22 protein-coding genes are annotated in these 25,074 nt (G+C 60.0%); 5 read left to right on the forward strand and 17 right to left on the reverse strand.

The genetic code is table 11. From position 1 onward, the window contains the following. Positions 1-26: 26 nt before the first annotated feature. From HEP89_RS28965 to HEP89_RS29005, 10 genes are all read right to left on the reverse strand, one after another. Positions 27-398 (reverse strand): hypothetical protein, encoded by a 372-nt coding sequence (locus tag HEP89_RS28965; RefSeq protein WP_228873468.1) that lies wholly within the window; start codon positions 396-398, stop codon positions 27-29. Between the two features lie 95 nt (positions 399-493). Further along, on the reverse strand, positions 494-1,816 hold the full coding sequence (locus tag HEP89_RS28970) for a type II toxin-antitoxin system HipA family toxin (RefSeq protein ID WP_075282899.1): 1,323 nt from the start codon (positions 1,814-1,816) through the stop codon (positions 494-496). Positions 1,817-1,819: 3 nt separating this feature from the next. Beyond that, positions 1,820-2,176 (reverse strand): helix-turn-helix transcriptional regulator, encoded by a 357-nt coding sequence (locus HEP89_RS28975; RefSeq protein ID WP_228873466.1) that lies wholly within the window; start codon positions 2,174-2,176, stop codon positions 1,820-1,822. 430 nt (positions 2,177-2,606) lie between these two features. Next, the gene (locus tag HEP89_RS28980; protein ID WP_230057706.1) at positions 2,607-3,464 is read right to left on the reverse strand and encodes a DMT family transporter; all 858 of its coding nucleotides are present in this window, start codon (positions 3,462-3,464) and stop codon (positions 2,607-2,609) included. A gap of 32 nt (positions 3,465-3,496) precedes the next feature. Next, positions 3,497-4,852, reverse strand: a complete 1,356-nt coding sequence (locus HEP89_RS28985; RefSeq protein WP_083660635.1) for a cyclopropane-fatty-acyl-phospholipid synthase family protein — start codon at positions 4,850-4,852, stop codon at positions 3,497-3,499. Next, entirely contained in the window at positions 4,849-6,093 is a 1,245-nt protein-coding gene (locus HEP89_RS28990) for an NAD(P)/FAD-dependent oxidoreductase (RefSeq protein ID WP_139314151.1), read from the reverse strand. The genes HEP89_RS28985 and HEP89_RS28990 overlap by 4 nt, the downstream gene beginning before the upstream one ends. A 146-nt stretch (positions 6,094-6,239) precedes the next feature. Continuing rightward, on the reverse strand, positions 6,240-6,362 hold the full coding sequence (locus HEP89_RS29945) for a hypothetical protein (RefSeq protein WP_267480491.1): 123 nt from the start codon (positions 6,360-6,362) through the stop codon (positions 6,240-6,242). A 553-nt stretch (positions 6,363-6,915) separates the two neighbouring features. Further along, the gene (locus HEP89_RS28995; RefSeq protein WP_139314152.1) at positions 6,916-7,224 is read right to left on the reverse strand and encodes a hypothetical protein; all 309 of its coding nucleotides are present in this window, start codon (positions 7,222-7,224) and stop codon (positions 6,916-6,918) included. 70 nt (positions 7,225-7,294) lie between these two features. Continuing rightward, positions 7,295-7,942 carry a sigma-70 family RNA polymerase sigma factor gene (locus HEP89_RS29000; protein WP_075282904.1) on the reverse strand — a complete coding sequence of 216 codons (648 nt, stop codon included), beginning with the start codon at positions 7,940-7,942 and terminating at the stop codon, positions 7,295-7,297. A gap of 35 nt (positions 7,943-7,977) precedes the next feature. Next, positions 7,978-8,664 (reverse strand): DUF6629 family protein, encoded by a 687-nt coding sequence (locus tag HEP89_RS29005; protein WP_075282905.1) that lies wholly within the window; start codon positions 8,662-8,664, stop codon positions 7,978-7,980. On the opposite strand from HEP89_RS29005, the gene HEP89_RS29950 reads away from it, so the two are divergent. After that, on the forward strand, positions 8,663-9,328 hold the full coding sequence (locus HEP89_RS29950) for a potassium channel family protein (RefSeq protein ID WP_208992311.1): 666 nt from the start codon (positions 8,663-8,665) through the stop codon (positions 9,326-9,328). The two genes, HEP89_RS29005 and HEP89_RS29950, sit on opposite strands and share 2 nt — an antisense overlap. Before the next feature lie 21 nt (positions 9,329-9,349). On the opposite strand, the gene nhaA is transcribed toward HEP89_RS29950, so the two are convergent. The 7 genes from nhaA to HEP89_RS29045 form a co-directional block, all read right to left on the reverse strand. Then, complete coding sequence (gene nhaA / locus HEP89_RS29015; RefSeq protein ID WP_075282906.1) at positions 9,350-10,507, reverse strand: Na+/H+ antiporter NhaA; 1,158 nt, start codon at positions 10,505-10,507, stop codon at positions 9,350-9,352. Then, positions 10,504-11,766: an APC family permease gene (locus HEP89_RS29020; protein ID WP_228873486.1), complete on the reverse strand. Its 1,263-nt coding sequence runs from the start codon at positions 11,764-11,766 to the stop codon at positions 10,504-10,506. The genes nhaA and HEP89_RS29020 overlap by 4 nt, the downstream gene beginning before the upstream one ends. Positions 11,767-12,165: 399 nt before the next feature. Beyond that, positions 12,166-12,993, reverse strand: a complete 828-nt coding sequence (locus HEP89_RS29025; protein WP_139314153.1) for a hypothetical protein — start codon at positions 12,991-12,993, stop codon at positions 12,166-12,168. Between the two features lie 253 nt (positions 12,994-13,246). After that, positions 13,247-13,897, reverse strand: coding sequence for an isoprenylcysteine carboxylmethyltransferase family protein (locus HEP89_RS29030; RefSeq protein WP_075282909.1), 651 nt, complete (start codon positions 13,895-13,897; stop codon positions 13,247-13,249). Further along, positions 13,894-14,142: a DUF2933 domain-containing protein gene (locus tag HEP89_RS29035; RefSeq protein ID WP_075282946.1), complete on the reverse strand. Its 249-nt coding sequence runs from the start codon at positions 14,140-14,142 to the stop codon at positions 13,894-13,896. The genes HEP89_RS29030 and HEP89_RS29035 overlap by 4 nt, the downstream gene beginning before the upstream one ends. A gap of 17 nt (positions 14,143-14,159) precedes the next feature. Continuing rightward, a complete protein-coding gene (locus tag HEP89_RS29040) occupies positions 14,160-16,541 on the reverse strand; it encodes a copper-translocating P-type ATPase (protein WP_075282910.1) in 2,382 nt (793 codons plus the stop codon). Positions 16,542-16,549: 8 nt separating this feature from the next. Continuing rightward, on the reverse strand, positions 16,550-16,999 hold the full coding sequence (locus HEP89_RS29045) for a hypothetical protein (protein ID WP_075282911.1): 450 nt from the start codon (positions 16,997-16,999) through the stop codon (positions 16,550-16,552). A gap of 764 nt (positions 17,000-17,763) precedes the next feature. Between HEP89_RS29045 and HEP89_RS29050 the strand changes: the two genes are divergently transcribed. The 4 genes from HEP89_RS29050 to HEP89_RS29065 all read left to right on the forward strand — a co-directional run bounded on the left by HEP89_RS29050 (position 17,764) and on the right by HEP89_RS29065 (position 25,068). Continuing rightward, a complete protein-coding gene (locus tag HEP89_RS29050; RefSeq protein WP_075282912.1) occupies positions 17,764-18,657 on the forward strand; it encodes a DUF3991 and toprim domain-containing protein in 894 nt (297 codons plus the stop codon). A gap of 210 nt (positions 18,658-18,867) precedes the next feature. Then, positions 18,868-19,464: a DUF1419 domain-containing protein gene (locus HEP89_RS29055; protein ID WP_075282913.1), complete on the forward strand. Its 597-nt coding sequence runs from the start codon at positions 18,868-18,870 to the stop codon at positions 19,462-19,464. Positions 19,465-19,472: 8 nt separating this feature from the next. Continuing rightward, entirely contained in the window at positions 19,473-19,871 is a 399-nt protein-coding gene (locus HEP89_RS29060; protein ID WP_075282914.1) for a DUF3085 domain-containing protein, read from the forward strand. Between the two features lie 88 nt (positions 19,872-19,959). Beyond that, positions 19,960-25,068, forward strand: coding sequence for a DEAD/DEAH box helicase family protein (locus HEP89_RS29065; protein ID WP_075282915.1), 5,109 nt, complete (start codon positions 19,960-19,962; stop codon positions 25,066-25,068). Positions 25,069-25,074 lie beyond the last annotated feature (6 nt).

Below are 25,074 nucleotides of genomic sequence, written 5' to 3' on the forward strand. Positions count from 1 at the left end.
CACAGAGCAACAAATTCCTGAAGGATTCAGGTCGTTGCGAAGCCCAGGTCGGATCCTTCGGACAGCGTGATGTTCACAGTCCGTTCGAGCTTAGCGCAGGATTTTAAGCAAATCTTGTTCTGACCCCGCATAGGCTCGAAACGCTTCTGTTCCCGCGCAAACCGTTCGGGTTTCATCGCCTTGCGGACAAAACCGATAATGCGAGTCCGATCCTTTCGGCGGTTTTGATCATTGGCGAACGCATTGTATAGCCGGTGACGTTTTGTCATCTGCGGATCGGTATCTACAATGCCGACGGTCTGGAGAAGGTGTGCGATTTCCGAACCGATCAGTCCGTCTTCGGTGTCTCCCAATGCGTCGGCTATGGCTTGCAATTGCGATTGAGTGAACGTCGCCATTTCCGCTTAGCTCCATACCGCTAGCTTTGAACCAGGGTCCGACGCATCGAGGGCGCCAGTCGAGATGTCACACGACCCATGACGCTGCTGAACGTTCACAGAACTGACCGGTGAGCGTTTCTAATCCTTCGCGTTTTCTCGTTGTTAACGCCAGCGTCCTGCGCATATTTCGGCCAGTTCGAAACGACCTCGCTGACATTGGAAATGAGTGTCTTTGCCTTGGTTGGCTTTATGGATGCGGTTTCCGCAAAAGCCAACAGATCTGCCATTTCGAAGCCGTCGCGTTTGCCATTAAGGCTCATCTGATGTTGCCCAGTCCATTCGCCACTCGGATTGTACGAGTAGTTCACGTCGAAGGCTGGAGACAGCGTCCACTCGCCAGTCTGGTCCATCAAGAAGGCGATATTTTTGACGTGATCATCCTGGTTTCTGGCGATGATGTTGAATATCGCCCGGAGAAACTGCTGCTCCAATGCTGGAGCGCCGAGGCCGAGTTCGCGGATGGTCAGGATGGCCTGCTCGTAGGAATAGCCGCGCGGGTCGTTGAAGTCATAATGCTGTAGGGCGCAAAGCGACTGCATGTGGAGCTTGTGCGTCACCCCGTTTTCATCGACAGGTCGGTCAAACCGCCTTGTCATAAAATGACTACGTCCACCCTCATGGTGCAAACGGCACGGCATCATGTCGATGCCTGCAGCCGTTGCCATCAGGTAGTAGCCGTATTCGATCAAGCCGAACCCCTGCGGGTCGGGTTCTTCCTTGTCGCGGTTATTGTCGATGCCATCGAACTTCATCAACCAGTGTTCGAAGCCATCACCGGCGTCGATCTGACCATGGCGGAATTCGCCGGTTTTCTGGTTCCAGGCCAGAATCGCCTTCGCGCGCGCTCCACCTGCCGATGTGCCAACTCGGAGAATGTCATCGATTGCGGCAAGGTCGTTCTTGCCCTCAAGCACGCCTTCTAGACTCGCTTTCTCGTTCAGTACCAGATTGGCCAAGCGAACGAGGTTGGCGACCTCGACTTTGCGGGCCTTGCGTTTTGAGCTCATCAATGCCGGCTTGAACTCGAGAGCTCCCATGCCGCGAGTTCCGACATAGCAAAGGCGCTCCACCGGATTGAAGCTTTCAGGCGTGCGGCCTTGTTCTGCCAGCCAGGCGTTGATTAGTCGATCGCCATATTTGTCGGGAAGGGCGTCCGCCAGCATTCCCGGTAATCCCTTGAACGTTGTCCTGGGCAAGGCAGGGAAGGAGTAAGGATCCTGACTTAAAGGCATCACGAGCGGTGATAATTCGATTCCGGATTGGGAGAATTCAGGGTCGTACTGGAAGACGGCATACCCTTCGTCCGCCAACCACGAAACGGCTGCGATCTCGCGTCCCCAGAGATTGATGGATGCGTCGGTAGATGGCTCAGCCATGTGCTAGCTCTTTGTTCCCCATTCCCACGGTTTGGTCTTCTTGGTTGGCTTGGTTGAGCTTGAACGTTGCCGCTCAACCCCCTTCGTCCGCACCCGCTCGATTGGTCTGATGCGCGGATCGGGAACAAGGAGATCGACATTCTGCTGGATTTTCAGCGAAATCAGGACGCGGATGAGCGAGTCGAGTGTAGGATTATCCCCCGACTCGAGTCGCCTTAATGTACGCTCGGAAATGCCTGCATCCTGGGCGAGTTCAGCCTGCGTGATGTTTCGCGAGAGACGGAGTCGCTCGAGTTTCTGGCCAATGTCCCTCGTGATTGTTTCTGGAGTTCTCACGCGCACCTGTTTATTATCGGCCATATGTGACCTCATAATCCGTTTTTTAGCACTAGTAGGCCACATACGGCCGCTACTATGCATTTATAAAATTGAGACAATAGGACATATAAGGCCATTTATGGCAAAATTCAACCGCTGTAGGTCGCATATGGCCGCTTAAAATAGTTTGGTGGTTTCTAACCTGAAGACAATGAAGGATAGGACATCGTCTTGAGCAACAAAAAAGCAAGAGGTCCCGACATTGGATTGCGCCAGGCCAAACGGCTCAGTCAGTTGTACGAGCGGGAATGTGGTCTCTACCCGTGGTTGGCAACTCGATCTTAGGAACGGGAACACAATGGGACCGCGGCTCGTCATGGTCGCTATCCGCGCCCACTTAGGCATCATGTTGACAAGACGTTGGTGGTTCCAAATCATCACACGGACGTCAGGCAAACATCTCCGGCACCTTTCATGCTGTGTCCGCGTTCGGCGTAGTGCGGCGAGAGTTGGCCAGAGCGATGCCCGCGAGTGTTGCGGCTATTCCCAAAACCGCGAGCCAGTTCAGCGTTTCGCCAAAGAATGCGGAGCCCATGGCCAAACCGAACACGGGTACGAGAAAGGCAAAGCTATTGGCACGACCGAGCTCGGTGGTGCGCAGGATGTCGCTCCACAGCCAATAGGCGAGTGCCGATCCAAATAGGGCGAGACCAACGAGAATGGCCAGGAATTGCGGCGTGAAGGCTATGGCGAAAGGGTCTTCGAATACTGCGGCACCGCCGATTAGCGGGACCGCGCCGATCAGCATCTGCACACCCATCGCCATCAGCAGATCGACCCGTTCCACAATCGCACGTATCAACACGTTGCTCACCGTGATGCCCAGAGCTGCCAGCAGGATATAGCCTATCCCCAGGCCATAGGCGCCGGCGGCGGGCGTCTGCATTTCCGGCGCCGCTATCAGAATGATGCCGGCAAAGCCCATCGCCAGGCCCACCTTGCCGCGCCAACCGAGCTGCTCACCCAGAAAGACAGCTGCCAGGGCAGCGGCCATGAGTGGTTGGGCGTTCGCTATCACCGTGGCAATGCCGGGCGAGACGAATTCTGAGGCCATGAACATGCCGAGAAATCCGAGCGACGTAGCCCCAAGGCCAACTCCGGACAGTGCGAGCCAGACACGTCTCCCGCGCGGCCAGCGTCGACGCAGGACGATCCCCGCGCAGAGTAGTGCAGCTCCGGCGAGGAGAGCTCGCAGCGCCGCGAATGTCAGGTGCGGGGCATGGGCAGACCCCGCCACGATGAGCGGAAAGCAAATGGCCCAGAGGAACATCACCAACAAAATCTTCGCGAACTTTTCCAGGTTCATTCTGCGACCGCCGCCTTCATTATCGCGCCGGTCATCAGATTGCTGGCCCCAATCTGCGGCACGTCGGCTGGCGTATCGCGAAGCGTGCGCTCCTCCGCATCAACATAGCCGCGCGTCCATGGAAGGGAGTCGAACCTGCGTGTGAGCTGTATCTGGAAGACCACAAGCCCATTAAAGCGAAAGCCCGCCTCGCAGGCGGCCAGGTAAAATTCCCACATTCGGCAGAAGCGTTCGTCGTAAAGTGCTGTCGCCTCGGTCCGACGCGCCAGGAAACGCTCGCGCCAAGCTTTCAGGGTCTCGGCGTAGTGCAGACGCAGCACTTCCAGATCAGTAACGATCAGCCCCGCGTGCTCGATCGCAGGCGCGATTTCGGACAGCGAGGGGATGTAGCCGCCGGGGAAGATATACTTGCGGAGCCAAGGGTGCGGCGCGGCCGGTTCGGCCACGCTGCCGATGGTGTGCACCAATGCCACGCCGTCATTCGTCAGCAGGGAGGCGACCTTGGCGAAATATTCGCTGTAGTGGCTGGCGCCAACATGCTCGAACATTCCGACTGAGACGATCCGGTCGTAAGGCCCTGTCTCATGGCGGTAGTCGCGTAACTCGAACCGCGCCCATTTGTCCAATCCCTCGCGCCGGGCTCGAGCGGCTGAGTATTTCTGCTGCTCGACCGACAAGGTGACGCCGGTGACGTTCGCCCCTGTCGTGCGCGCAAGGTAAAGGCCAAGGCCGCCCCAGCCTGAACCTATGTCGAGTACCTGCTGCCCTGGCGCAAGCTGCAGCTTGGCCGCGATGCGGCGCATTTTTTGCTCTTGGGCCGTTTCGAGGCTGTCTGCTGGCGTTTTGAAGTATGCGCACGAATACTGACGTTCAGGGTCGAGGAAAAGCTCATAGAGATCGTCCCCCAGATCGTAGTGATGGGCCACATTTTTCTGCGCACGACCAACCGGATTGTGCATCAGAAACCGCCGGCCCATCATCCTTAGTCGCTTATGGACCCGGCGCGACCAAGGGCCCGGTCCGCGTCCGATATTCGATAGGCAGAGCGCGAGAAAGTCGTAGAGATCGCCTTGTTCCACCGTCAGCGTGCCGTCCATCCAGGCCTCACCCAGGGCGAGGTCGGGATTGAGCGCGATGCGCCGCAGCGTCGGCCAGTCGTGGAGGGCGATGGCGCATTCCAGCACGCCCGATCCGTAGCGGCGCGTCTCGCCGTCGGGCAGGCGCAGCCACACGGTGCCGGCGCGGGCGATCCTGCGCAGCGCGCGATCCAGGATCCACAGCGCCACGGGTGCACGGCGACCGGGCTTCTGGACCGTTGGCCCCGGAGCCGCGACGATCGGTTGGAGTTTCATGACTCTTCCTCCATATGTAGCCGCGTCGCGGGCTGGCGCGCCTCGCCGTGATCGCCGTGCCGACACCAGACGCAATCGCAATTCTCGTGGCTGCAACTCGGATCGGCGAGCGGCGCCCGGTAGCGCCTGAGCGCGATCGGCAACGCCAGCTGCTTGAGCGGCGTCAGGTCGTAGGCGCGGCGCAGGAGATCGCCGGTGTCGCGGCGGGCCAACCGACCGATAGCAAGCCGCATCCCCGGCTCTCGCGCCGTGTTGAAGATCCACCGGTTGGCGATTCCCGCCTTCAGCGTCCGGCCAAGCTCAGCCCGCCACCGCGCGGCGTAGTCGCCTCCGTCGAGAATGCTCTCGGCCGCCAACACGCCGGAACGAATGGCATAGCGCAAACCGAAAGCCGCGAGCGCGTCCTGAAAGCCTGCATGTTCGCCGACTACCGGATGTCCACCCTGCATAGCGCTTTTCGGCAGGCGTATGTTGCCATAGCCACCGAAAGGGCGAGGGTTTGTCATTTCCAGCCCGACATGGGCTCGGAAGAAATTCTCGGTCGCCTCCACGTACTTCGCCTGCTCGCGAAAGCGAGTGAACATGCAACTAGCCACGGTGCCGCGACCGCCCTGCACCAGCAGATAGGCGTAGCCTCCCGGCGCGACATCGTGCCCGAGCGCCAGCCAGGCGCCGTCGGCGATACCGGTCTTGAAGACGTGGCCGGCAGCAATCACGCCAGCCTCGCGCGGCCCGGCGGCGAGAACGCCCACGCCGGCGAAGCTGCCAACCCTGTCGCCGAAAACGACCTCCACACCGGCGGCCCGAGCCTGGGCCAATAGCGCGCTGTCGAGCGTACCCTCCGCTGAGCCCCGGCGCAAAAGGTAGAAGAGAGGTCTCCGCCCTTGGACCAGATGAGGTCTCCCGTGCGGATCGAAAATTGCACCCCGATCAAAGGCATGGCACTCGAAATCGGCAGCAATGCCGTCGGCCGCGAGTTCCGCTAGAACGTCTGATTCGCGCGTCCAGTTCTCAAGCCCCTGGAAATCGTCATGAAAGCGGTGACCAACGCAGTCCTTCCACTCGCGCACCACCACATTCGCTCCGCCACGGGCAAGCACGATCGCACAGGCAAGACCGGCAGGCCCCGCCCCCACGATCGTGATCGCCTCATTCGGGCTCGGCCGATCGGTCCCCGACCTCTGCTCGGATGGGGCGGCGATGCAATTCCGGGATTGCGTCATTCGTCGAGTTTCGTTCATGGGCCTCAACTCTCGGCAACGCAGCCTACAGAACGGCTGATAACCGACTGCGGATCTGTGGTTTACTCTGCGACGGGCAGCACGCCACTGCTGATGCTGGCGGCGCAGATTCTTGGTTGGCAATTCACCCGTTGAACCCAGCGCTGCTAACGGCGCCACATCCGCTTCACAGGCAGAAGAAGGGGTACGGGCACCTGTCGTCTCGAACGCACGACGATCCCAAGCAGAAGAACGGTCATGGCGAGTGTTGCAAAGGTCTGTGTCATCATTTTCGTTTGCTCCACTTAACGCCCCGGTAGAGTTACCTCGGCGCTCTTTAGGTAGACGCCGATTGGCGAGAAATATTACACTGCGCGCAGCAGTCTCTCGGTTGGGCGTCAGGTCGGAGTTCGACTACAATCACCCGGTAAAGCCCTCTCAACATATAGCTTTCTCGCCAAAGGAAGAGTTTCGGAGCGGGGGTGAAGGAGCGGATCGACTTTTCTATTTTGTGGCGACACAGGGCTCAAGTAGGAGGAACATCAGACGTACTCCCGGCCTGTGAGGGAGCAAGCGTTCCGGTCGGTTACAATCGACGAAGATCGCTTGCCCTACGAGTAACAAAGTTTAGGAAATTAACCCGCCCTGGGATTGCGCTCGGGGGAGTTTCTGACGGTGCCGGCACCGAGATTGAACCAGGCAGCTATCAGTAATCCAGCGAAAATAGCCGCGGAGGAGGACAGGTAAATCGTTTGTCTTGCCGTGACATTCCCTCTTGATTGCATGGGCGGATAGGTTCATCGAGAGACCGACAGAGACAAAGTCGCATCTCACCGAAATTCGTCAAGGTTTACGCTGTTCGTAAACAGTCCCCCGCCGAGACAGGCCAAGCGCCACTTGCATCGTGACATCACGCCGGATCTGGGCAACGAGGGCCCTCGCTTCGCGAATTTCCAGGTCAAGGGCCTCGGCGACTTCCGCCAGTGGCTGCCCCTCGATATCGCAGCGCAGGAACAACTCCTTGCGAAGTTTACAAGCACAGCTCCCCGAATCAGGCAAACAGGCGCAGAACATAGTGTCGAGTATCGCGCGAAACTCAGCGTCGATCTCCATTCCGGGGGGACCAGTTTTTGAATACTTGCGAAGCGTCATCGCCTTGCCCTTTCCATCCATATACGGCCCGGAAAATCCGCAATAGATAGACGCGCAATGGCGAAATTTATTACCGGATGAAGGCCCCGTCGGTTGACTGTTTGTCCGCGCAATGTGTGGCGTGTTCGGGGTTTTTACAGCCCCCGGGGGGACAAGAGCAATCGTCAAAGCCATGCTGACAACAGCCACCGCAATGAGCAAGCAACTGGTCACGCAGGGCCGCACGGGCACGGTGCAGGCGCACTGCCAGTGTACCAGACCTGATGCCCAGATCGGCTGCGACCATCGCGCGGTCTTCCTCGTCGACGTCGATCCGGTGAATCAATATGGCGTCCGTCGGGCGCAGTTTGGGTACTAAACCCTTGATGCAACCGCAGACCATCGCCATCGCCTCACTCGATTCAACATATTCTTCCGCCGATTGCATCTCGCGTGCAACGGCATCGTTCAGCCGCCGCCGCCGCCCAGCCTTGCGGAAATGGTCGTTGAGCGCCGAGCGCAGGATCGCATATAGCCAAGCATCCAGTCGCTCGGCATCTCGCAGTTGGTCCTGCCGGGCAAGGACGCGGATACAAAATTCCTGCAGCACGTCCTCGGCCTCTTCGCGATTGCGCAGCCGCTTCTCAAGGAAGCCCAGAAACGCGGCTCTACCTTGCGCCAGAGCCTGGTCCAGCCCGCCATCACCGGTCGCTCCAACAGCCTCTCTGTTCCCACACATGACCCGTGCTCCCAAGTGTCTGATCGCTAGCCTTTTTATGCGAACAAAACAGGACATTCTCGCGCACACTTGTTGCGCGCAATGATGTAGATCAAGTGAAGTGTTCCTAGCCCCGCAAGGAGGCAGAAAAACGAAATATAGGCGTAGCGAAGGAAGAGGATGTCCACGACGACTACGGCGACGATGGTCAGAGCAAACCAGCGCATGTGGTAGTAGGTCGAAATCAGCGGCGGAAGGATGATCAGGAACAGATATATGACGTAGGTCATCCACCGCGGCATCATATAGTCGAGGATCATCGTTCCTTCATAGGCAAGGCTATCCTGATTGACCGTGACCCGCACCCAGTCCGGATTGGCTAGGTGCGGCACGTAAAGCGACAGTCCGAATGCTAGTCCGGCCACCGACATCGCCGCCATCCAGGGCCGGCGTCGGCTGTTTGGTGGTTCCAGCACCCAAGAGGCAAGTGGGATCCAGAATGGCCACATAAACCAGGTGAAGAAGATGAACCCCAAAGCCCCGAGAAGCGTTGCAGCCGGATCGCCCGTGTTCACTCCCCACCAAACATTACCCTCCATGAATTGCTGCACACCGGCAAAGACCGGCATAAGCGCCACCGGCAAATAGCGGCGGTTGATTGCCCAAGCCCGAGTGACTGCATAGCTGCCGCCGACAACGAGAAATGCGCTGGCTGTGAAACTGACGGATTGGGAAAGGCACATGGCGCAGAGGGACCCTGAAGTTATAGATTGGAGAATAGATGTTGATCTGGCGGACAATTCCTCCCGGCATCATTTTATTGATACCATTGTGGACATAAGTAGCTTAGGCCACTTGTCGAATCCGGGGTTGCTACTGGAACCCGACTTAATCGGTACTATCCACACCGATTTTCTGTGGCAACGTCAACGAAACCGCACCTATCCGGAGGTCGCCCCCTTGCTCTATTCCAGTCTGCTCACGGTTTCGGTCTTTTTCATCACTGCTCTTATTCATCTCGGAGCCCTGCGATGGTGCTCCCGTGGTATGGCCGCTATCCCCCTAACGCCCTCGGCGCGCGTGCTGGCGGTTGCCGCGTTGCTCTTCACTGCCCATATTGCAGAAATCGCGCTTTACGCGATCACTTATTTTCTCGCAGAACATGTGTTCTTGGTCGGTGGCTTCGCTGGCTTACCGATCGCTGCGCCTCTCGACTATTTCTACTTCTCGGCGACTGCCTACACTTCGCTCGGCATCGGTGACATCTTCCCCACCGGTCATATACGTTTCCTGACCGGGATCGAAGCTCTGAACGGCCTACTGCTGGTCGCATGGTCAGCCTCGTTCCTGTTTGCACTAATGAACCGGATTTGGGAGTGGCAGCCCTGCGTGCGCCCCAAGCGATGAGAGAACACAGCCAAGAGCGCATCATTCCGTTTTTCTTGCACAAGTCATCAGGGCAATCAGCGCAATGACTGCGGAGAGCGCCGAACCGGCGAGCACCGCCAGTTTGGCAGTATCTGCGAGGAGCGGATCGTGAAACGCAGCCGTCACGATGAACAGGCTCATCGTAAAGCCGACACCGGCGAGCAGGGCAGCCAACGCGATGTCACGCGCAGTGACCATGGCTGGTAGGGATCCGATCCCCAAACGAACCGCGAGCAGCGTACCCAACAACACACCGAGGGGCTTGCCCAACACGAGTGCTGCTCCGATGCCAAGCGCTATCGGTTCAATGGCTAGCGCGGGTTGCGCAAGATCGAGCGGAACGCCTCCATTGAAAAATGCGAACATCGGTACTACGAAGAAGAGAGCGATCGGGGATATGCGGCGCATGGTACTCGTGACCGTATGGGGCTGGAAGGATGAAAGCGGGAGCGAGAGGCCGACCACCGCACCCGCCGCGGCACCTTCGAGGCCTGTCGCAATAAGCCCGGTCCACAAGACCGCCCCGGCCAGAAGATAGGGCGCGAGGTGCGCATATCGGCACCGGTTGAGGGCGAACAGCGTCAGCAGGCCGGCGATGATGACTGCAACTGGCCACACAGCCGCCACTTCGCCGTAGAAGAGCGCAATCACAATCACAGCTCCGAGATCATCGAAGATAGCGGTCGCTGTGATGAAGGCTATGACCCCAGGGGCGACCCGACCGCCAAAAAGCGACATAAGCCCCAAGACCAGCACGATATCGGTGGCAATCGGGATCGCCCAACCGTTAAGGGCTACAGGATCTGAGAAATTGAACAAGGTGTAGACTGCCGCCGGCAGGATCATACCGCCAAGTGCTGCGGCAGCAGGAACCGCAGCCGTACACGGCGACGCGAGAACACCTGTGGTGATCTCTTGGTTGGTATGGAGGCCGATCTGAAAAAAGAAGACTGTCAGCAGTCCTTGGTTGATCCAGTCGATCAAGGGTGCCTCAATCTGCAGCTCGGCTAGACCCAGCCGCAAAGGATTGTGGTGAAGGAAAGCATAGCCATCGGAAAGTGATGAATTTGCCGCGATCATTCCCAGCGCAAGTGCTAGGAGCATCGCAGCGCCAGCACGACGTCCGTCCCGGATCGCTCGCGGTATGGCCACCGTCATGGCTGGACATCTTCACGCTGTGACGCCAGCCAGCGCGACAAGTAGCTCCGTTCGTAGATAAACACTGCGGCGATGGCTGAAACAGCATAGGCAACAATTGCGGGGTCGCTTCTCAGCTTCATCGCTGTGAACGCAGCAAGGACAAGGGCGTCGAAAGTGATTGCTATCAGGAGCACAGGCGCGGCGGCTTTGATTTCCTGTCGCCGAAACCGCCAGACACCAAATTGCACCACCATGTCCATCACGAGATAGAAAAAGGCTCCGAGCGAGGCGATCCGGCCGAGATCAAAGAGAATGGCCAATGTAGACGCGATCACTACCGTATAAATTAGCGTGTGCCGCTGGATCGGTCCTGACATACCGAAATGGCGGTGCGGAATCATCTCCATCTCGGTGAGCATGGCGAGCATTCGAGACACTGCAAAGACGCTGGCGAGCACCGCTGAGGCCGTAGCCACGACCGCTAACAGCACCGTGAGCAGAAACCCAACTTGGCCCAGAGCCGGTTCCGCGGCTTCTGCCAGGGAATAGTCGCGGGCTGCGACGATCCGGTCAATGGTCAGGCTCGATCCCACTCCGAAGGCCACGAGCAAGTAGACCAATACGCACAGTGCTATGGATATCATTATAGCGCGCCCGACATTGCGATGGGGGTTTGTGATCTCGGCACCACTGTTGGTGATTGTGGTGAAGCCCTTGAACGCAAGGATGGCGAGCGCCACTGAGGCGATGAACCCGGTCGCGCTGAGTTCGCCCCCGTCTTGCGATGCGGCGGCGAAGCCAAACCCGCTCGACCACAGCGCCGCGATCCCGAACAGCGCGATACCGCCAATTTTGATCACCGCCATGACCATCGAAAACAGCCCGATCGACCGGTTGCCGGCGATATTCACCAAAAAAGCGAAGAGGATCACCGAGACGGCGAGGATTGGTACGAGCGGTCCGCCGTTAATGTCGAAAGGTCTCAACAGATAGGCGGCAAAGGTCCTGGCCACGAGACTTTCCGCAATAACCATGCTGAGCGCCATCAAGAGCGCGGCGCCCGCGGCGATCGCACCTGGGCCGTAGCACTTCTGCAGAATCATCGCGATGCCGCCTGCCGAAGGCCAGGCGTTCGACATCTTGATGTAGCTGTATGCGCTGAACCCTGTGACGATTGCACCGGCGATGAAAGCCAGTGGAAAGATTGGCCCGGCAAGCTCCGCAATCTGTCCGGTTAATGCAAAAATACCTGCGCCGATCATTACGCCGGTGCCCATGGCGATAGCACCGCCCAGTGTTATCGAACCGGCTTTATAGGTTTCATTGGAATGACTATGTTTCAATACTTTGCCTCGTCTCACACGTTTTCTCTGGCGACGTACGCTGCACACCATCGGAAATTGAAATGATCATGCCTGGCCGCGACAATCATCGGATGTTTGACCTGTCCGCGTCGTTGTCCAGCGAGAGTACACCATGTCGCAGTGCAAAGATCTCCGTTGCCCTCTTACACGAAGAATTTGGCAACCAGTACGATCGAAGGCTCCAACATCGTTCACCACCGGAACTGTCGATTTCGTAAACGGCAGCATCGTCGTTCGGATCAACACAGCGCGACACTCGCCCTGCGGAAAGCAGATGTACGACAAGGAGCCAGGCGAAATAGCGTACAACCGTCATCGGCGCGCTCCCGTAGCAGCGTAACGCCAGGCTTTAATCCGCATCGCGGGAAGCAAGGCGTGAAGCTCTGCCAATGCCGTGTCATAGTCAAGGTAATCTACGATGTTCGTCACTTTACCGGGCAGCCAACCATTGGTGGGCAGTGCGCGTAGCGCAATCAGGATCATGGCAGCGGTGAGTTCAGCCTGATCGCCACCGTCAAAATACCGCGCAGCAATCAACCTTCGGTCCGAAGTCTGAGCCTCAACAGCTATCCGTGTCCGTCTCGCTGCGAGCCTGGGTAGCAGCCGCGTTGTCCGGGCGATGGTATGGGCATGGCGCAGCAGTAGCGGGCCGAGTCCGATTCGCAAGAACAACACGATCGATCGGGTGACATATCCTGGATCGACGGCAAGATACGTCTCCACGCGGGTCTTGCTGCCCGCTGGCAGAATGCCATGATCAGGAAAACCGACCCCCAGAGCAAGGCGCGCCCTCGTGCATTGTCCGAATACAAAGCCGCGCCGCCGTTCGCCCGGTGATACAATCGCGCTGTTCTGCCCGTCTTTATACGGCGTCCCCAACGCGCGAATAAACCACTCTGTGGCAGCAAGGCCATAGTGTCGTCCCATGCCTAACTCGAGACCGATGTCGATGGAATCTACGTTCGGGCCTCGCGCGATTTCGGCGCCCATCAACGTGCTGAGCCCCGGCGCGGTACCGACACATAGGACAAGAAGCCCCGGCCCGTTCCGGGCTGCTCGCGAGAGATCGTAGATATAACCGGGCGTTGCCGATGTATCGAGTACGGTGCCTCCGCGTGCGATGATCGCCGCTACCGCCACGGGTGGCGTTGCCTCGGTAAGATTGACGACCGTAGCACCATCCGGGATGGCTGTAGCGGAGCCGGGAGTACGGATGTCGATGGGACGCCCTGAGAGCCGAGACGGTGAGAGCCCCTCCGGTACGCCGCCACCCCGCGACAGGAGCGTGATCCCCCAACGACCATCGCTCTGTAGAAGTGGGATCAGGTGTCGACCGACGTCACCCGATCCTCCGATCAGTACAAGGGTCTGGCTATCGAACTTTCTGCGCTCACTAAGATCCATGCGCCCGTGTCCGGACGTTGGGAATGAAAGCTGGCACTCTCGTCGTATATTGATCCCAGGCGTCTGCGAATCGAGCGCGGCTGTCGGCTTCTTCGCTGCGGGCGAGGCGAGCGTACATCCACACCAACACGGGGAACATTGCGAGGGTGAGCAGCGTTGGCCATTGCACCAGGAATCCGAGCATGATCAGCACGAAGCCGACATATTGCGGGTGCCGGATGCGGGCGTAAGGGCCGGTCGTGGCCAGCCGCCCGTGGCGCTGTGCCTGCCAGAGGTGGTGCCACGCTACCGAGATCAGCCAGAATCCACCGCCGATCAGCAAGAAGCTCAACAGGTGGAACGGTCCGAAATGCGGATTCGCTCGCCAACCGAGGATCATTTCTGGCAAATGGCCGCTGTCATGGGCGAGCCAGTCGACTCCCGGATAGGCTGTTTGCAGCCAACCCGAGAGCATATAGATCGTCAGCGGAAAACCGTACATCTCGGTGAACAGTGCGACGACGAAGGCGCTGAACGCCCCGAAGCTGCGCCAGTCGCGCGAGGTCTGCGGCTTGAAGAAACTGAAGGCAAATATTATGAAGACGGCTGAGTTGATAAAAACCATGAACCACAGGCCGTAGGAATATCCGGGCTCGGTCATGACTTGCTGCCTCCCGAGCCATGCCCACCATGCATGAAAAAATGCATGCCGACGCAGACGAGCAGCAGAAGCCAGAGGAACGAATAACCGCCGAAGATATGAATGCGGTGTTCGTAACCCAGAAGCAAACCGCCGATCACGAGGGCGCCGATGAGAACGGTGCCGGTACGAGATTTCCAGAACGACGGCGGGCGGTGGATGCCATTGCCTGTTTCTTGGTCTCCCTGAGCGTTGTGGTCGAGCATCTGCTTATGTTCCTTTCTCATATCTTTGCCCCCCGCAGGCGCAGTGCATTCAACACCACGGAGAGCGAGGAGGCACTCATCGCAAAAGCGGCGAAGATTGGGCCGATCAGGATGCCGAGGAACGGGTAGAGAATGCCCGCCGCGATCGGCACGCCGGCGCCATTGTAGATCAGGGCGAAAAACAGGTTCTGGCGGATGTTGCGCATCGTCGCACGGGCCAGCCGACGGGCGCGCACGATCCCGTCGAGGTTGCCCTTTACCAACGTGATACCGGCGCTTTCTATCGCCACATCGGCGCCTGTGCCCATAGCGATGCCGACATCAGCCTGCGCCAGGGCCGGAGCGTCGTTTACGCCGTCACCCGCCATGGCGACCTTGCGGCACTGCTGCTGCAACTCTTTGATGATCCGCGCCTTGTCCTCCGGCAGCACGTCGGCGCGGATCTCGTCGATGCCGAGCCGGCTGGCGATCGCACGGGCAGTGCGTTCGTTGTCGCCCGTTGCCATGATGATACGTAATCCCTGCTCGTGGAGTGCCACTATCGCCGCGGGCGTTGTCTCCTTGACCGGGTCTGCGACCGAGACCATTCCGGCGATCCGGCCGTCGAGCACGACGAACATCACCGTCTCGCCTTGGTCGCGGCGCACATTGGCCTTGGAGGCAAGTTCGCCCGCGTCGAGCCCAAGGTCCTGGACGAGCTTGAGGTTGCCAAGGGCCACCGCGCGGGAATCGACGCGACCCTTGACGCCTTTGCCGGTCACCGCCTCGAAATCGGTGGCCTCGGCGAGCTTCACGCCACGTTCCTCAGCGCCGGCGACGATCGCCTCAGCCAGCGGATGCTCCGAGCCCTTCTCCAGCGTTGCCGCGAGACGCAGCACCTCGGTCTCGTCGTGGCCCGTTTCGGGCAGGACGGCGACCAGTTTCGGCTTGCCCTCCGTCAGGGTGCCGGTCTTGTCCACGATCAGCGTATCGATCTTCTCAAACCGCTCCAGCGCTTCGGCGTTCTTGATCAGCACACCCGCTTGAGCGCCACGACCGGTCGCCGTCATGATTGACATCGGCGTGGCGAGACCTAGTGCACATGGGCATGCGATGATCAGGACAGCCACCGCCGATACCAGCGCATAGGCAAAGGCGGGCGCCGGACCCCAGATTGCCCAGGTGACAAACGAAAGCACCGCGACGGCGATCACTGCGGGCACGAACTTGCCAGCCACCATATCGGCCCATTTCTGGATCGGCGCACGGCTGCGCTGCGCGGCCGAAACCATCTCGACGATCTGAGCCAGCATGGTGTCGGACCCGACCCTAGTCGCCTGCATAATCAGGCTACCAGTGCCGTTGATTGTGGCGCCGGTCAACTTGTCCCCTGCAACTTTTTCCACCGGAATTGGTTCACCGGTGATCATGCTTTCATCGATCGAGGAACGGCCCTCGACCACTTCGCCGTCCACCGGTACCTTGTCGCCAGGGCGCACGCGAATACGGTCTCCAACCTGGACATGTTCCAGCGGTACTTCCTCCTCGGTGCCATCCTCGCGGACCACCCGCGCCGTCTTGGCCGCGAGGTCGAGAAGCGCGCGGATCGCCTTGCCGGTTCCCTCGCGAGCACGCAGTTCCATCACCTGGCCGAGAAGCACCAAGGTAACGATCACCGCTGCCGCCTCGAAATAGACACCGACGGCGCCGGTTTCGGGATCCCGGAAACCCAGGGGGAAGATGCCGGGCGCGATCACCGCGACAATGGAATAAGCGTAGGCCGCACTTACTCCCATACCGATCAGACTGAACATGTTAAGGTTCATGGTGCGGAATGATTTCCAGCCACGCACGAAGAATGGCCAGCCCGACCACAGGATCACCGGCGTGGCCAGCGCTACCTCGAGCCAAAGCGAGACTTTTTCGCCGAATAACTCGCGAATTGCCATAAGCCCCAGATATGGTGTCATCGTCAGGATAAGGAGTGGCACGGTTAGTGTCGCACCGATCCAGAAACGGCGAGTGAAGTCCGCCAGTTCGGGGTTCGGAGCGTTGACCGCCATCGTCGCCGAGGACAACTCCAGCCCCATGCCGCAGATAGGGCAATCGCCCGGTTCCCTCTGCCGCACCTCCGGGTGCATCGGGCAGGTATAAATCGCGCCGGTCCAGTCGGTGGGCACCTTGTCATATTTCCCGCCAGGTGCCGGCGCGGTGGCGTGTTGGCTACGGCCGGCATGGTCGTGCTTGCCATGGCCATGCGCCGCGTGGCCGTGTCCCCCGGCCTCCCCCTCGGGTACGAGAAACATGCCGCATTTAGGGCATTTGCCCGGCCCTTCTTGGCGCACTTCGGGATGCATAGGGCAGGTGTAGATAGCCTCGGCGCTGGTCTCGTGCGGGTGATGGTGTTGGCTCTTGTTCATGGCCTGTCCTACATGTTTTGAGGTCGATAGGTGACCCCGTTGACTTCCTGCAGTTCGCGGATATTAACAGCGATGCGCGCGACTTGAGCCGTAGCCTTTTCCAGCGACATGCCATCACAAAGCCTTTGGTGATGCCGCACACCATTTTGAGCTGCCATTTGGAATGCCTGATCACCATGGTGCCTGAGATTGTTAATGCCATATTTGAAGGACGGCCCATATTCGGTCCCTGGCACGCTCTGGTCATGACAAGCCGAACAGACGATGTTGAAATAGCGCTCAACCTCCTGTGAGGCGACCAGAAGTGTGGGTATAACGCAAGCCGCCTGCACCAGCTCACCGGCTGCTTCTTCCGTCCCCGTGGGGTGACGCGCGCATATGCTCTGGTCCCGTGGGAGTACAAGCTGGGCGATACGGGTACAGATAGCTTTTTTGGCCTTGTGCTGCACGAGTGGCATTAGTTGTTCGAACGTGCCTGCAGCCCGGCAATATCTGACGGATCGAGCATCGCGCCGACAGTCCCCAACTCAGCGACGGCCGCAGCAGCAACCGCCCTCGGCCGGCACTGTGGCGGGTTTCTCCACCGGAGTCTTTTCAACGTCCGCAGCAGGCGAACTCGCGGAGCCTGTTGCAGCATCGCCACAACATGCCATCGGCTGGCGGGTGTGTGTGTGTGGGCCTTCGGCCGGAATCAATGTCGTCTTGTCCATGTTCGGTCTCCTTCCGTTGAGGATCGACATGTAGACGCCGGCGAAGGTGCGGCATTACATAGAGTAATTCCGCTGATAGTCGGACCCGGTTTACTTGTCGGCTGTTCTCCGATGCCGACATAGGGATAGTCAGTGACAGTAACGAGTGTGACCATTTTTTCCCAGCCTCGTTGATGTCCCACCCTTGAAGTCTACCTGATACGAATACTGTTCGCTCACCGGTAGGTTGGGTCTGGGCATGGACGTGTCCCAGGGCCCGTTGGTCGCTCGGATCACTGAAGCAGGCAGGGCGGTTCCACAGGCGGAAAATGGTCAAGTCCCGTGCCGCTTGCGCGCAACGGCCGGCAAGGGACGCTCGCGCCGCGTCTGGCGACGAAGATGTCGACCCTGCACAATTGCCAGCTCACCATCCGCGCCCTTGTCCTGCCTTGCTCTTCGCGGCCTTCGGGTCCCGCTCCGAAACTTGAGGGAGCGGAAACCGAAGAAAGGACCGCGCAAAGCGCGGAGAGCCAATGGAAAAAGCAGACCTTGAAGAGCTGAAGGAAAAAGTCACCTGCGCGGCCGTCCTGGAAACCGCCGGCTTTGCCGTCGACAGACGGGAAAGCACACGTAGGGCGGTCAAGTACCGCCGGAGCGGCGACATCATCATCGTCATTCATGACGGCAAGGGCTGGTTCGATCCCCTGTCGGACGCCAAAGGCGACGTGTTTCGCCTTGTCGAACATCTCGACGGGCTTGCCTTTGCCGCGGCCCTTCATGTCGTCGCAGACCTCGTCGGTTTCACGCCATCCGAACCCGCCTGGTTCTGTCAGGCCAAGGCGAGGGAGCCGCACCAGACGGTGGCGCAACGCTGGCAAACCCGCCGCAAGCCGTGTGGAGGCTCCGCAACCTGGCGGTATCTGCACGATGCGCGCGGCATTCCCGAACCGGTACTGCGACAAGCCATTGCCGCTGATGTGCTGCGCGAAGGTCCGCACGGCAGCATGTGGGCCGGCCATACCGACGAGACCGGTCAAGTCACCGGCTGGGAGCAACGGGGTAAAGAGTGGCGCGGGTTTGCGAGCGGCGGCGCCAAGGTCCTCTTCCGGCTCGGGGCGACTGACGCAACGCGTCTCTGCGTCACCGAGGCGGCGATCGACGCCATGAGCCTTGCCGCGATCGAACGTTCGCCGCCCGGATCGCTTTATCTGAGCACCGGCGGAGGCTGGTCGCCATCGACCGAAGCTGCCCTGCGCTGGCTTGCGGCTCGCCCGGACGTTCTCCTGGTCGCGGCCACGGACGCCAACGGCCAGGGAGAGATCTTTGCCGAACGTCTGCGGGCCCTTGCCGAAGAGGAAGGTTGCAACTGGCAGCGGCTCAGACCGCCAACAGACGACTGGAACGCCTGCCTGAAAGAGAAGGGGTGAGAAGAGAAGACGAGAGGAGAAAGACAAAAAACGACTGCCGCATACCCGCTGCCTGCGTCAAGGGTGAAGCTCCGCCCGGCTGACGCCGGCCCTTGACCCAGCCAGCCGGAGAGGCGGCGCCAAGAAGGGGTCCGGAAGGGCTGAAGAAGATGGTGATACCGACAGGGTACGCTGCGCTCCAGCCCGTGACAGGCCTCAAAGGAGCCCGCCATGACCTCTCCAATCCGCAAGATCTATTTCGGTGTCACAGATCGCCGCCAGATGTTTCGTCTGTTCGACCGTCACGCGCAGCGGCCCGACCGTTGGCAGAAGGATGACAGCGCGCTTTATGCCGGCGAATGGTTTGAAATCGCGCAAGACCAGCACGACTACATGCTCGACATCCTGCCGCCTCTCTGGATGCGCGGGGACATGTTCGCCATGCGCGAATTCCTGACCGGCAGCGTCACCAGCGTCTTTTATACATTGCGCATCAACGGCGCGATGCGGTTCTTCCACGCCTATTGCGATCTGTCCGATCCCCGCTCCCCATATGCCATGCGCGGGGCCATCGCCGAGCGCGAGCGCTGGCCGGTCAAGGCGATGACCCGCGACGAGCGGCTCGAGCATATCTGGAGTGCCACCCATGACGATTATCGCGGATATGCCGGCGAGGACTTCCATCTCAAGCATCGCGGCAAGCGCACGGTTTTCGTGCACAGTCGGCCGGGGACGCGGTTTCAACTGCTCGAAACCCTGAGCGACGCGCAGATCTCGGAAAAGCTGCCCGTTCAACTGCGCCACCTGCCGCACGTGCAAGCTGCGTGAGGTGCGCCATGTTCACATTTGTAATTTCTGCGGTCCGCAAGGTCATTGCGCGCGGTGAAGCAGATGCCGCCGCAAATGGCGGTTTCCGCAATCCCTATTTTGGCGAGGGGCAAGACGAGCGTGAGAAGCCTGGGTTCTGGCTGGTGGGCGACGAAGGAGTGTACGTGATGTCGAACGGCAAGCTTGCCGAGGGACAAAAACCGCTCGTCGTCTACGCAAACGAATGCGATCCGAAGGCCAATCCCGACTGGTGGGACTACAAGCGCCGGCACTTCGGAGGCGACGATGGCGTCGAGTTTATCGATGCCGATCTGCTCATTCCAAGCTTTGACCGGAAGCCGAAGGCCACCCATCTCGGCATCCAACTTACCGAGAATGACATCTCGTTCTCGCTGATCACACGCTAACCCCTTTTTTCAATCCCGCACGTTTCCAACGCCGCCGGTTCGCCAGGTGGTGCGGTCTCGTGCGCCCGCATTCCAGGAGAAACCCACCATGGCAGACCACGATCCCTTCAATCTCGACCCGTTCGGTAGTTCGCAAAACACGCTCTCTTCCGGTCTGGGCTTCGGTGTGACCGCCTTTGCCGAAATCCCACTGATTGAGCCAGACGACACTGCCCGACCGCCAGCGACCGAGACGGTCAGGCAGCCCAAAAGCCGGCAGCTGACTGAGCGGCAGTCCGCTGAAGTGTCTGAGCGCGGCAGCAACTTCCATCTTTCCGGAAGCCGCGCACTGGCGAAGGGCTGGAAGGCCCGCGCCCGCGACAATCTCGAGGCGATCCAGCTTGCGACGTCGATCGCGGCCGAGGACCGGCCTGCGAGTAGGGAAGAACAGGCGCGTCTCATCCGCTTTACCGGCTTCGGCGCCTCCGATCTCGCCAATGCCGTCTTCACCCGGCCGGGCGAAGACAGGTTCCGTGAAGGTTGGGAAGACCTTGGCGAGGGCTTGCAGGAGGCGGTGAGCGAAACCGATTACGCCTCGCTTGCCCGCTGCACGCAATATGCGCATTTCACGCCGGAATTCATCATCTGGGCGATGTGGAAGGGACTGGAACGCCTTGGCTGGCGTGGCGGACGCGTGCTTGAACCGGGGATCGGCACGGGACTGTTCCCGGCTTTGATGCCGGAGACTTTGCGTGAAACCTCTTTCGTCACCGGCGTTGAGCTCGATCCCGTGACCTCACGGATCGCCCGGCTGCTGCAGCCGGTTGCCCGGATCGTCGAGGGCGATTTCGCGCGCACCGATCTGCCGGCGCATTTCGATCTCGCTATTGGCAATCCGCCCTTTTCCGACCGGACCGTGCGCTCCGATCGCGCCCTTCGCTCAAAGGGACTGCGGCTGCATGATTATTTCATCGCCCGGTCGATCGATCTTCTGAAACCCGGCGCGCTCGCCGCCTTCGTCACCTCGTCCGGCACGATGGACAAGGCGGATCCAACCGCTCGCGAACACATCTCCAAATCCGCCGATCTGATCGCGGCGATCCGCCTGCCGGAAGGAAGTTTTCGGCAGGACGCGGGCACAGACGTCGTCGTCGACATCTTGTTCTTTCGCAAGCGCAAGCCGGGCGAGCCAAATAGGGGCACGGCCTGGCTGGATCTGGCCGAGGTCGTTCCCGCCAGCGAGGACATTGAGGCCATCCGCGTCAATCGCTGGTTCGCCGAGCATCCGGACAATGTACTCGGCCGCCACGCCACCACATCCGGTCCCTTCGGTGAAACCTATACCTGCCTTTCCAACGAAGGCGACCTCGAGGCTGATCTGGATACGGCCATCCTTTCTCTTCCGGAAGCTCTCTATGACGGCGAGCCCGACGCGATCGATTTCGATCTCGAGCTTTGCCCGGCAGGGTGCGAAGTCGCCAGGCCCGAGGAGCCCCATGTCCGCGAAGGCAGCTTTTTCTTCGACACCTCGAAAGGCCTCATGCAGGTGATCGACGGCAAGCCCAGCCCGGTTCTCGTCCGCGAGGGACGGTCCGGCGAGGGTCTCTCGGAAAAGCAGATCAACATCGTCAAAAAACTGATCCCGATCCGCGACGCCGTGCGTGCTGTGCTGAAAGCCCAGGAGACCGATCAGCCGTGGCGAGATCTTCAGGTGAAGCTCCGCATCGCCTGGTCGAGCTTCGTGCGCGACTTCGGTCCGATCAATCATACCAGGGTCTCGATCGCAGAGAACGTCGAGACCGGCGAAACCCGCGAGACGCATCGTCGACCGAACCTGCAGCCTTTCCTCGACGATCCGGATTGCTGGCTTGTCGCCTCCATCGAGACCTACGATCTCGACACGGATACGGCGAAGCCCGGTCCGATTTTCTCCGAACGGGTGATTGCTCCGCAGGTCGCCCCAGTCATTACCAATGCCGCCGATGCGCTCGCCGTCGTCCTCAACGAGCGTGGCCGTGTCGATCTCGACCATATTGCCGAGCTTCTGCATGAGGACCGCACAACTGTGATCGAGGAGCTTGGCAGCGCGATCTACCGCGATCCGGCGGATGGATCCTGGCAGGCCTCGGACGCCTATCTCTCAGGTCCGGTGCGCGACAAGCTGGCGATGGCGCAAGCAGCCGCCGAACTCGACCCGGCTTACAAACGCAATGTCGAAGCGCTTGAAGCGGTGCAGCCGGCCGATCTCAGCCCCTCGGACATCACCGCGCGTCTTGGGGCTCCCTGGATCCCCGCCAGTGACGTCGTCGATTTCGTGAAGGAGACGATGGGAGTGGATATCCGCATTCACCACCTAGCTGAACTGGCCTCCTGGACGGTCGACGCCCGAATGCTCGCATTCCGGGCTGAGGGCACTTCCGAATGGGGCACCAAACGCCGGCATGCCGGCGAGCTCATTGCCGATGCGCTCAACAGCCGGGTGCCGCAGATCTTCGACACGATCAGGGAAGGGGACAGCGAGCGCCGGGTTTTGAATGTCGTCGACACCGAGGCCGCGAAAGAAAAACTCGCCAGGATCAAGACCGCGTTCCAGAGCTGGGTCTGGTCCGATCCGGATCGGACCGACCGGCTGGCACGGGTCTACAACGACACTTTCAACAACATCGCCCCCCGATCCTTCAACGGGGACCATCTCCAGCTCCCGGGCGCCTCCGGCGCCTTTGGTCTTTACGGTCACCAGAAACGCGGTATCTGGCGCATCATATCGGCGGGTGCGACCTATCTCGCCCACGCCGTCGGCGCCGGCAAGACCATGACGATGGCGGCCGCCATCATGGAACAGCGCCGGCTCGGTCTGATCTCGAAAGCCATGCTGGTCGTGCCCGGTCATTGCCTGGCGCAGGCCGCCCGCGAATTCCTCGCGCTCTATCCGACCGCCCGTATCCTCGTCGCCGACGAGACGAATTTTTCCAAAGACAAGCGCCACCGCTTCCTGTCGCGCGCGGCGACGGCGACCTGGGACGCGATCATCATCACCCATTCGGCCTTCAAGTTCATCGCCGTCCCTGCCGTCTTCGAAAAGCAGATGATCGAGGATGAACTTGGCCTTTATGAAGACCTGCTCACCCGGGTCGAAAGCGACGACCGCGTGTCGCGCAAGCGCCTGGAACGGCTGAAAGAGGGATTGCGGGACCGGCTGGAGTCCCTCGGCTCGGTCAAAGACGACCTTCTGACCATATCCGAGATCGGCATTGATCAGATCATCGTCGACGAGGCGCAGGAGTTCCGGAAACTCTCCTTTGCGACCAACATGTCGACCCTGAAGGGCGTTGATCCGAACGGCTCACAGCGCGCCTGGGACCTCTATGTCAAATCCCGCTTCATCGAAACCAAGAATCCCGGCCGCGCACTGGTACTGGCGTCCGGCACGCCGATCACCAACACGCTCGGAGAAATGTTCTCCGTCCAGCGGTTCCTTGGGTTTGATGCCTTGAAGGAGCGTGGCCTGCACGAATTTGACGCCTGGGCCTCGACCTTCGGCGATGTGGCGACCGAGCTCGAACTGCAACCCTCCGGCAAATACAAGCCCGTCTCGCGCTTCGCCACCTTCGTCAACGTACCGGAACTGATCGCGATGTTCCGCTCCTTTGCAGACGTCGTGCTCCCGGCCGACCTGAAGCAATATGTAAGAATTCCGGCGATTTCGACGGGCAAGCGCCAGATCATCACCGCCAAGCCGACAGAGGACTTCAAGCTCTACCAGCAGGTCCTTGAGGCGCGGATCTTGGCGATCGAAAAGCGCGAAGGACCGGCAAAGCCCGGCGACGATATTCTGCTCTCCGTGATCACCGATGGGCGGCATGCTGCCATCGATCTCAGGCTGGTCGACTTCGGCAACGACAACGAGCCTGACAACAAGCTCAACAAGCTGATCGAGAACAGCTTCCGCATCTGGACGGAAACTGGCGACAACACCTATCTCACCCGCGAGGGCAAGCCGTTCGATCTGCCGGGCGCGGCGCAGATGATCTTCTCCGATCTCGGCACGATCAACGTCGAGAAATCCCGTGGCTTTTCTGCCTATCGCTGGATCCGCGACGAACTCGTCCGGCTTGGTGTCCCTGCTTCCGAAATCGCCTTCATGCAGGATTACAAGAAGACGGAGTCCAAGCAGCGGCTCTTTGCAGACGTCAATGCCGGCAAGGTCCGCTTCCTGATCGGCTCGTCGGAGACGATGGGGACCGGGGTGAATGCCCAGCTTCGCCTGAAGGCGCTCCACCATCTCGACGTGCCGTGGCTCCCCTCCCAGATCGAGCAGCGCGAAGGCCGCATCGAGCGGCAGGGCAACCAGCATGAGGAGATCGATATCTTCGCCTATGCCACCGAAGGCTCGATGGACGCGCAGATGTGGCAGAACAACGAGCGCAAGGCCCGCTTCATCGCCGCGGCCCTTTCCGGCGACACATCCGTGCGCCGGCTCGAAGACCTCGGCGAAGGACAGGCCAACCAGTTCGCCATGGCCAAAGCGATCGCATCGGGAGATCAGCGCCTGATGCAGAAGGCGGGATTGGAAGCCGACATCGCCCGGCTTGAGCGTCTGCGCGCCGCACATCGCGACGATCAATTCGCGGTTCGCCGCCAGATCCGCAATGCCGAACGCGACATCGAGCATGACACGCGACGGATCGTCGAGACCGGCAAGGACATTGAGCTCAGGATCCCGACTGCAGGAGACGCCTTCGCAATGACCGTCGGCGGACAGTCCTTCACCGAGCGCAAGCCCGCGGGTCGAGCTCTCATGAAGGAAATCATGACCCTCGTGCATCTGCGGGAGGAGGAGGAGACAAACCTCGCGACCATCGGCGGTTTCGACCTGATCTTCTCCGGCCAGTGTTTTGGTCAGGACGACTTCCAGTACGACGTCACGCTTGCGAGATGCGGCGCGGAGACCGGGATAGACCTCGCCATGACCGTCACGCCGCTCGGCGCAGTGTCGCGCATCGAGCATGTGCTTTCCGGTTTCGAGGAGGAGCGGGCGCAATACCGCTTCCGGCTCGACGATGCAAAGCGACGGCTTGCTTCCTACCAGTCTCGCCAGGGCGGGGAATTCGGATTCGAAGAGGAACTTGCGGAGAAACGCCGGCAGCTCGCTGAAATCGAGAGAAACCTCGCCGATGACGTTGCAACGGTGGCAGTACCCTCTGAGCAGGCGGCGTGACGTGAT

It is taken from the genome of Labrenzia sp. 5N, from assembly GCF_012395805.1.
Classification (GTDB): domain Bacteria; phylum Pseudomonadota; class Alphaproteobacteria; order Rhizobiales; family Stappiaceae; genus Roseibium; species Roseibium algicola.

Bases quoted from the DNA above. Each gene is read 5' to 3' on its own strand.
- HEP89_RS28965 (WP_228873468.1), bottom strand. From the start codon at position 398: ATGGCGACGTTCACTCAATCGCAATTGCAAGCCATAGCCGACGCATTG.
- HEP89_RS28970 (WP_075282899.1), bottom strand. From the start codon at position 1,816: ATGGCTGAGCCATCTACCGACGCATCCATCAATCTCTGGGGACGCGAG.
- HEP89_RS28975 (WP_228873466.1), bottom strand. From the start codon at position 2,176: ATGGCCGATAATAAACAGGTGCGCGTGAGAACTCCAGAAACAATCACG.
- HEP89_RS28980 (WP_230057706.1), bottom strand. From the start codon at position 3,464: ATGTTCCTCTGGGCCATTTGCTTTCCGCTCATCGTGGCGGGGTCTGCC.
- HEP89_RS28985 (WP_083660635.1), bottom strand. From the start codon at position 4,852: ATGAAACTCCAACCGATCGTCGCGGCTCCGGGGCCAACGGTCCAGAAG.
- HEP89_RS28990 (WP_139314151.1), bottom strand. From the start codon at position 6,093: ATGAACGAAACTCGACGAATGACGCAATCCCGGAATTGCATCGCCGCC.
- HEP89_RS29945 (WP_267480491.1), bottom strand. From the start codon at position 6,362: ATGATGACACAGACCTTTGCAACACTCGCCATGACCGTTCTTCTGCTT.
- HEP89_RS28995 (WP_139314152.1), bottom strand. From the start codon at position 7,224: ATGACGCTTCGCAAGTATTCAAAAACTGGTCCCCCCGGAATGGAGATC.
- HEP89_RS29000 (WP_075282904.1), bottom strand. From the start codon at position 7,942: ATGTGTGGGAACAGAGAGGCTGTTGGAGCGACCGGTGATGGCGGGCTG.
- HEP89_RS29950 (WP_208992311.1), top strand. From the start codon at position 8,663: ATGGCGCAGAGGGACCCTGAAGTTATAGATTGGAGAATAGATGTTGAT.
- HEP89_RS29005 (WP_075282905.1), bottom strand. From the start codon at position 8,664: ATGTGCCTTTCCCAATCCGTCAGTTTCACAGCCAGCGCATTTCTCGTT.
- nhaA (WP_075282906.1), bottom strand. From the start codon at position 10,507: ATGACGGTGGCCATACCGCGAGCGATCCGGGACGGACGTCGTGCTGGC.
- HEP89_RS29020 (WP_228873486.1), bottom strand. From the start codon at position 11,766: ATGGGCACCGGCGTAATGATCGGCGCAGGTATTTTTGCATTAACCGGA.
- HEP89_RS29030 (WP_075282909.1), bottom strand. From the start codon at position 13,897: ATGACCGAGCCCGGATATTCCTACGGCCTGTGGTTCATGGTTTTTATC.
- HEP89_RS29035 (WP_075282946.1), bottom strand. From the start codon at position 14,142: ATGCTCGACCACAACGCTCAGGGAGACCAAGAAACAGGCAATGGCATC.
- HEP89_RS29040 (WP_075282910.1), bottom strand. From the start codon at position 16,541: ATGAACAAGAGCCAACACCATCACCCGCACGAGACCAGCGCCGAGGCT.
- HEP89_RS29045 (WP_075282911.1), bottom strand. From the start codon at position 16,999: ATGCCACTCGTGCAGCACAAGGCCAAAAAAGCTATCTGTACCCGTATC.
- HEP89_RS29050 (WP_075282912.1), top strand. From the start codon at position 17,764: ATGGAAAAAGCAGACCTTGAAGAGCTGAAGGAAAAAGTCACCTGCGCG.
- HEP89_RS29055 (WP_075282913.1), top strand. From the start codon at position 18,868: ATGACCTCTCCAATCCGCAAGATCTATTTCGGTGTCACAGATCGCCGC.
- HEP89_RS29060 (WP_075282914.1), top strand. From the start codon at position 19,473: ATGTTCACATTTGTAATTTCTGCGGTCCGCAAGGTCATTGCGCGCGGT.
- HEP89_RS29065 (WP_075282915.1), top strand. From the start codon at position 19,960: ATGGCAGACCACGATCCCTTCAATCTCGACCCGTTCGGTAGTTCGCAA.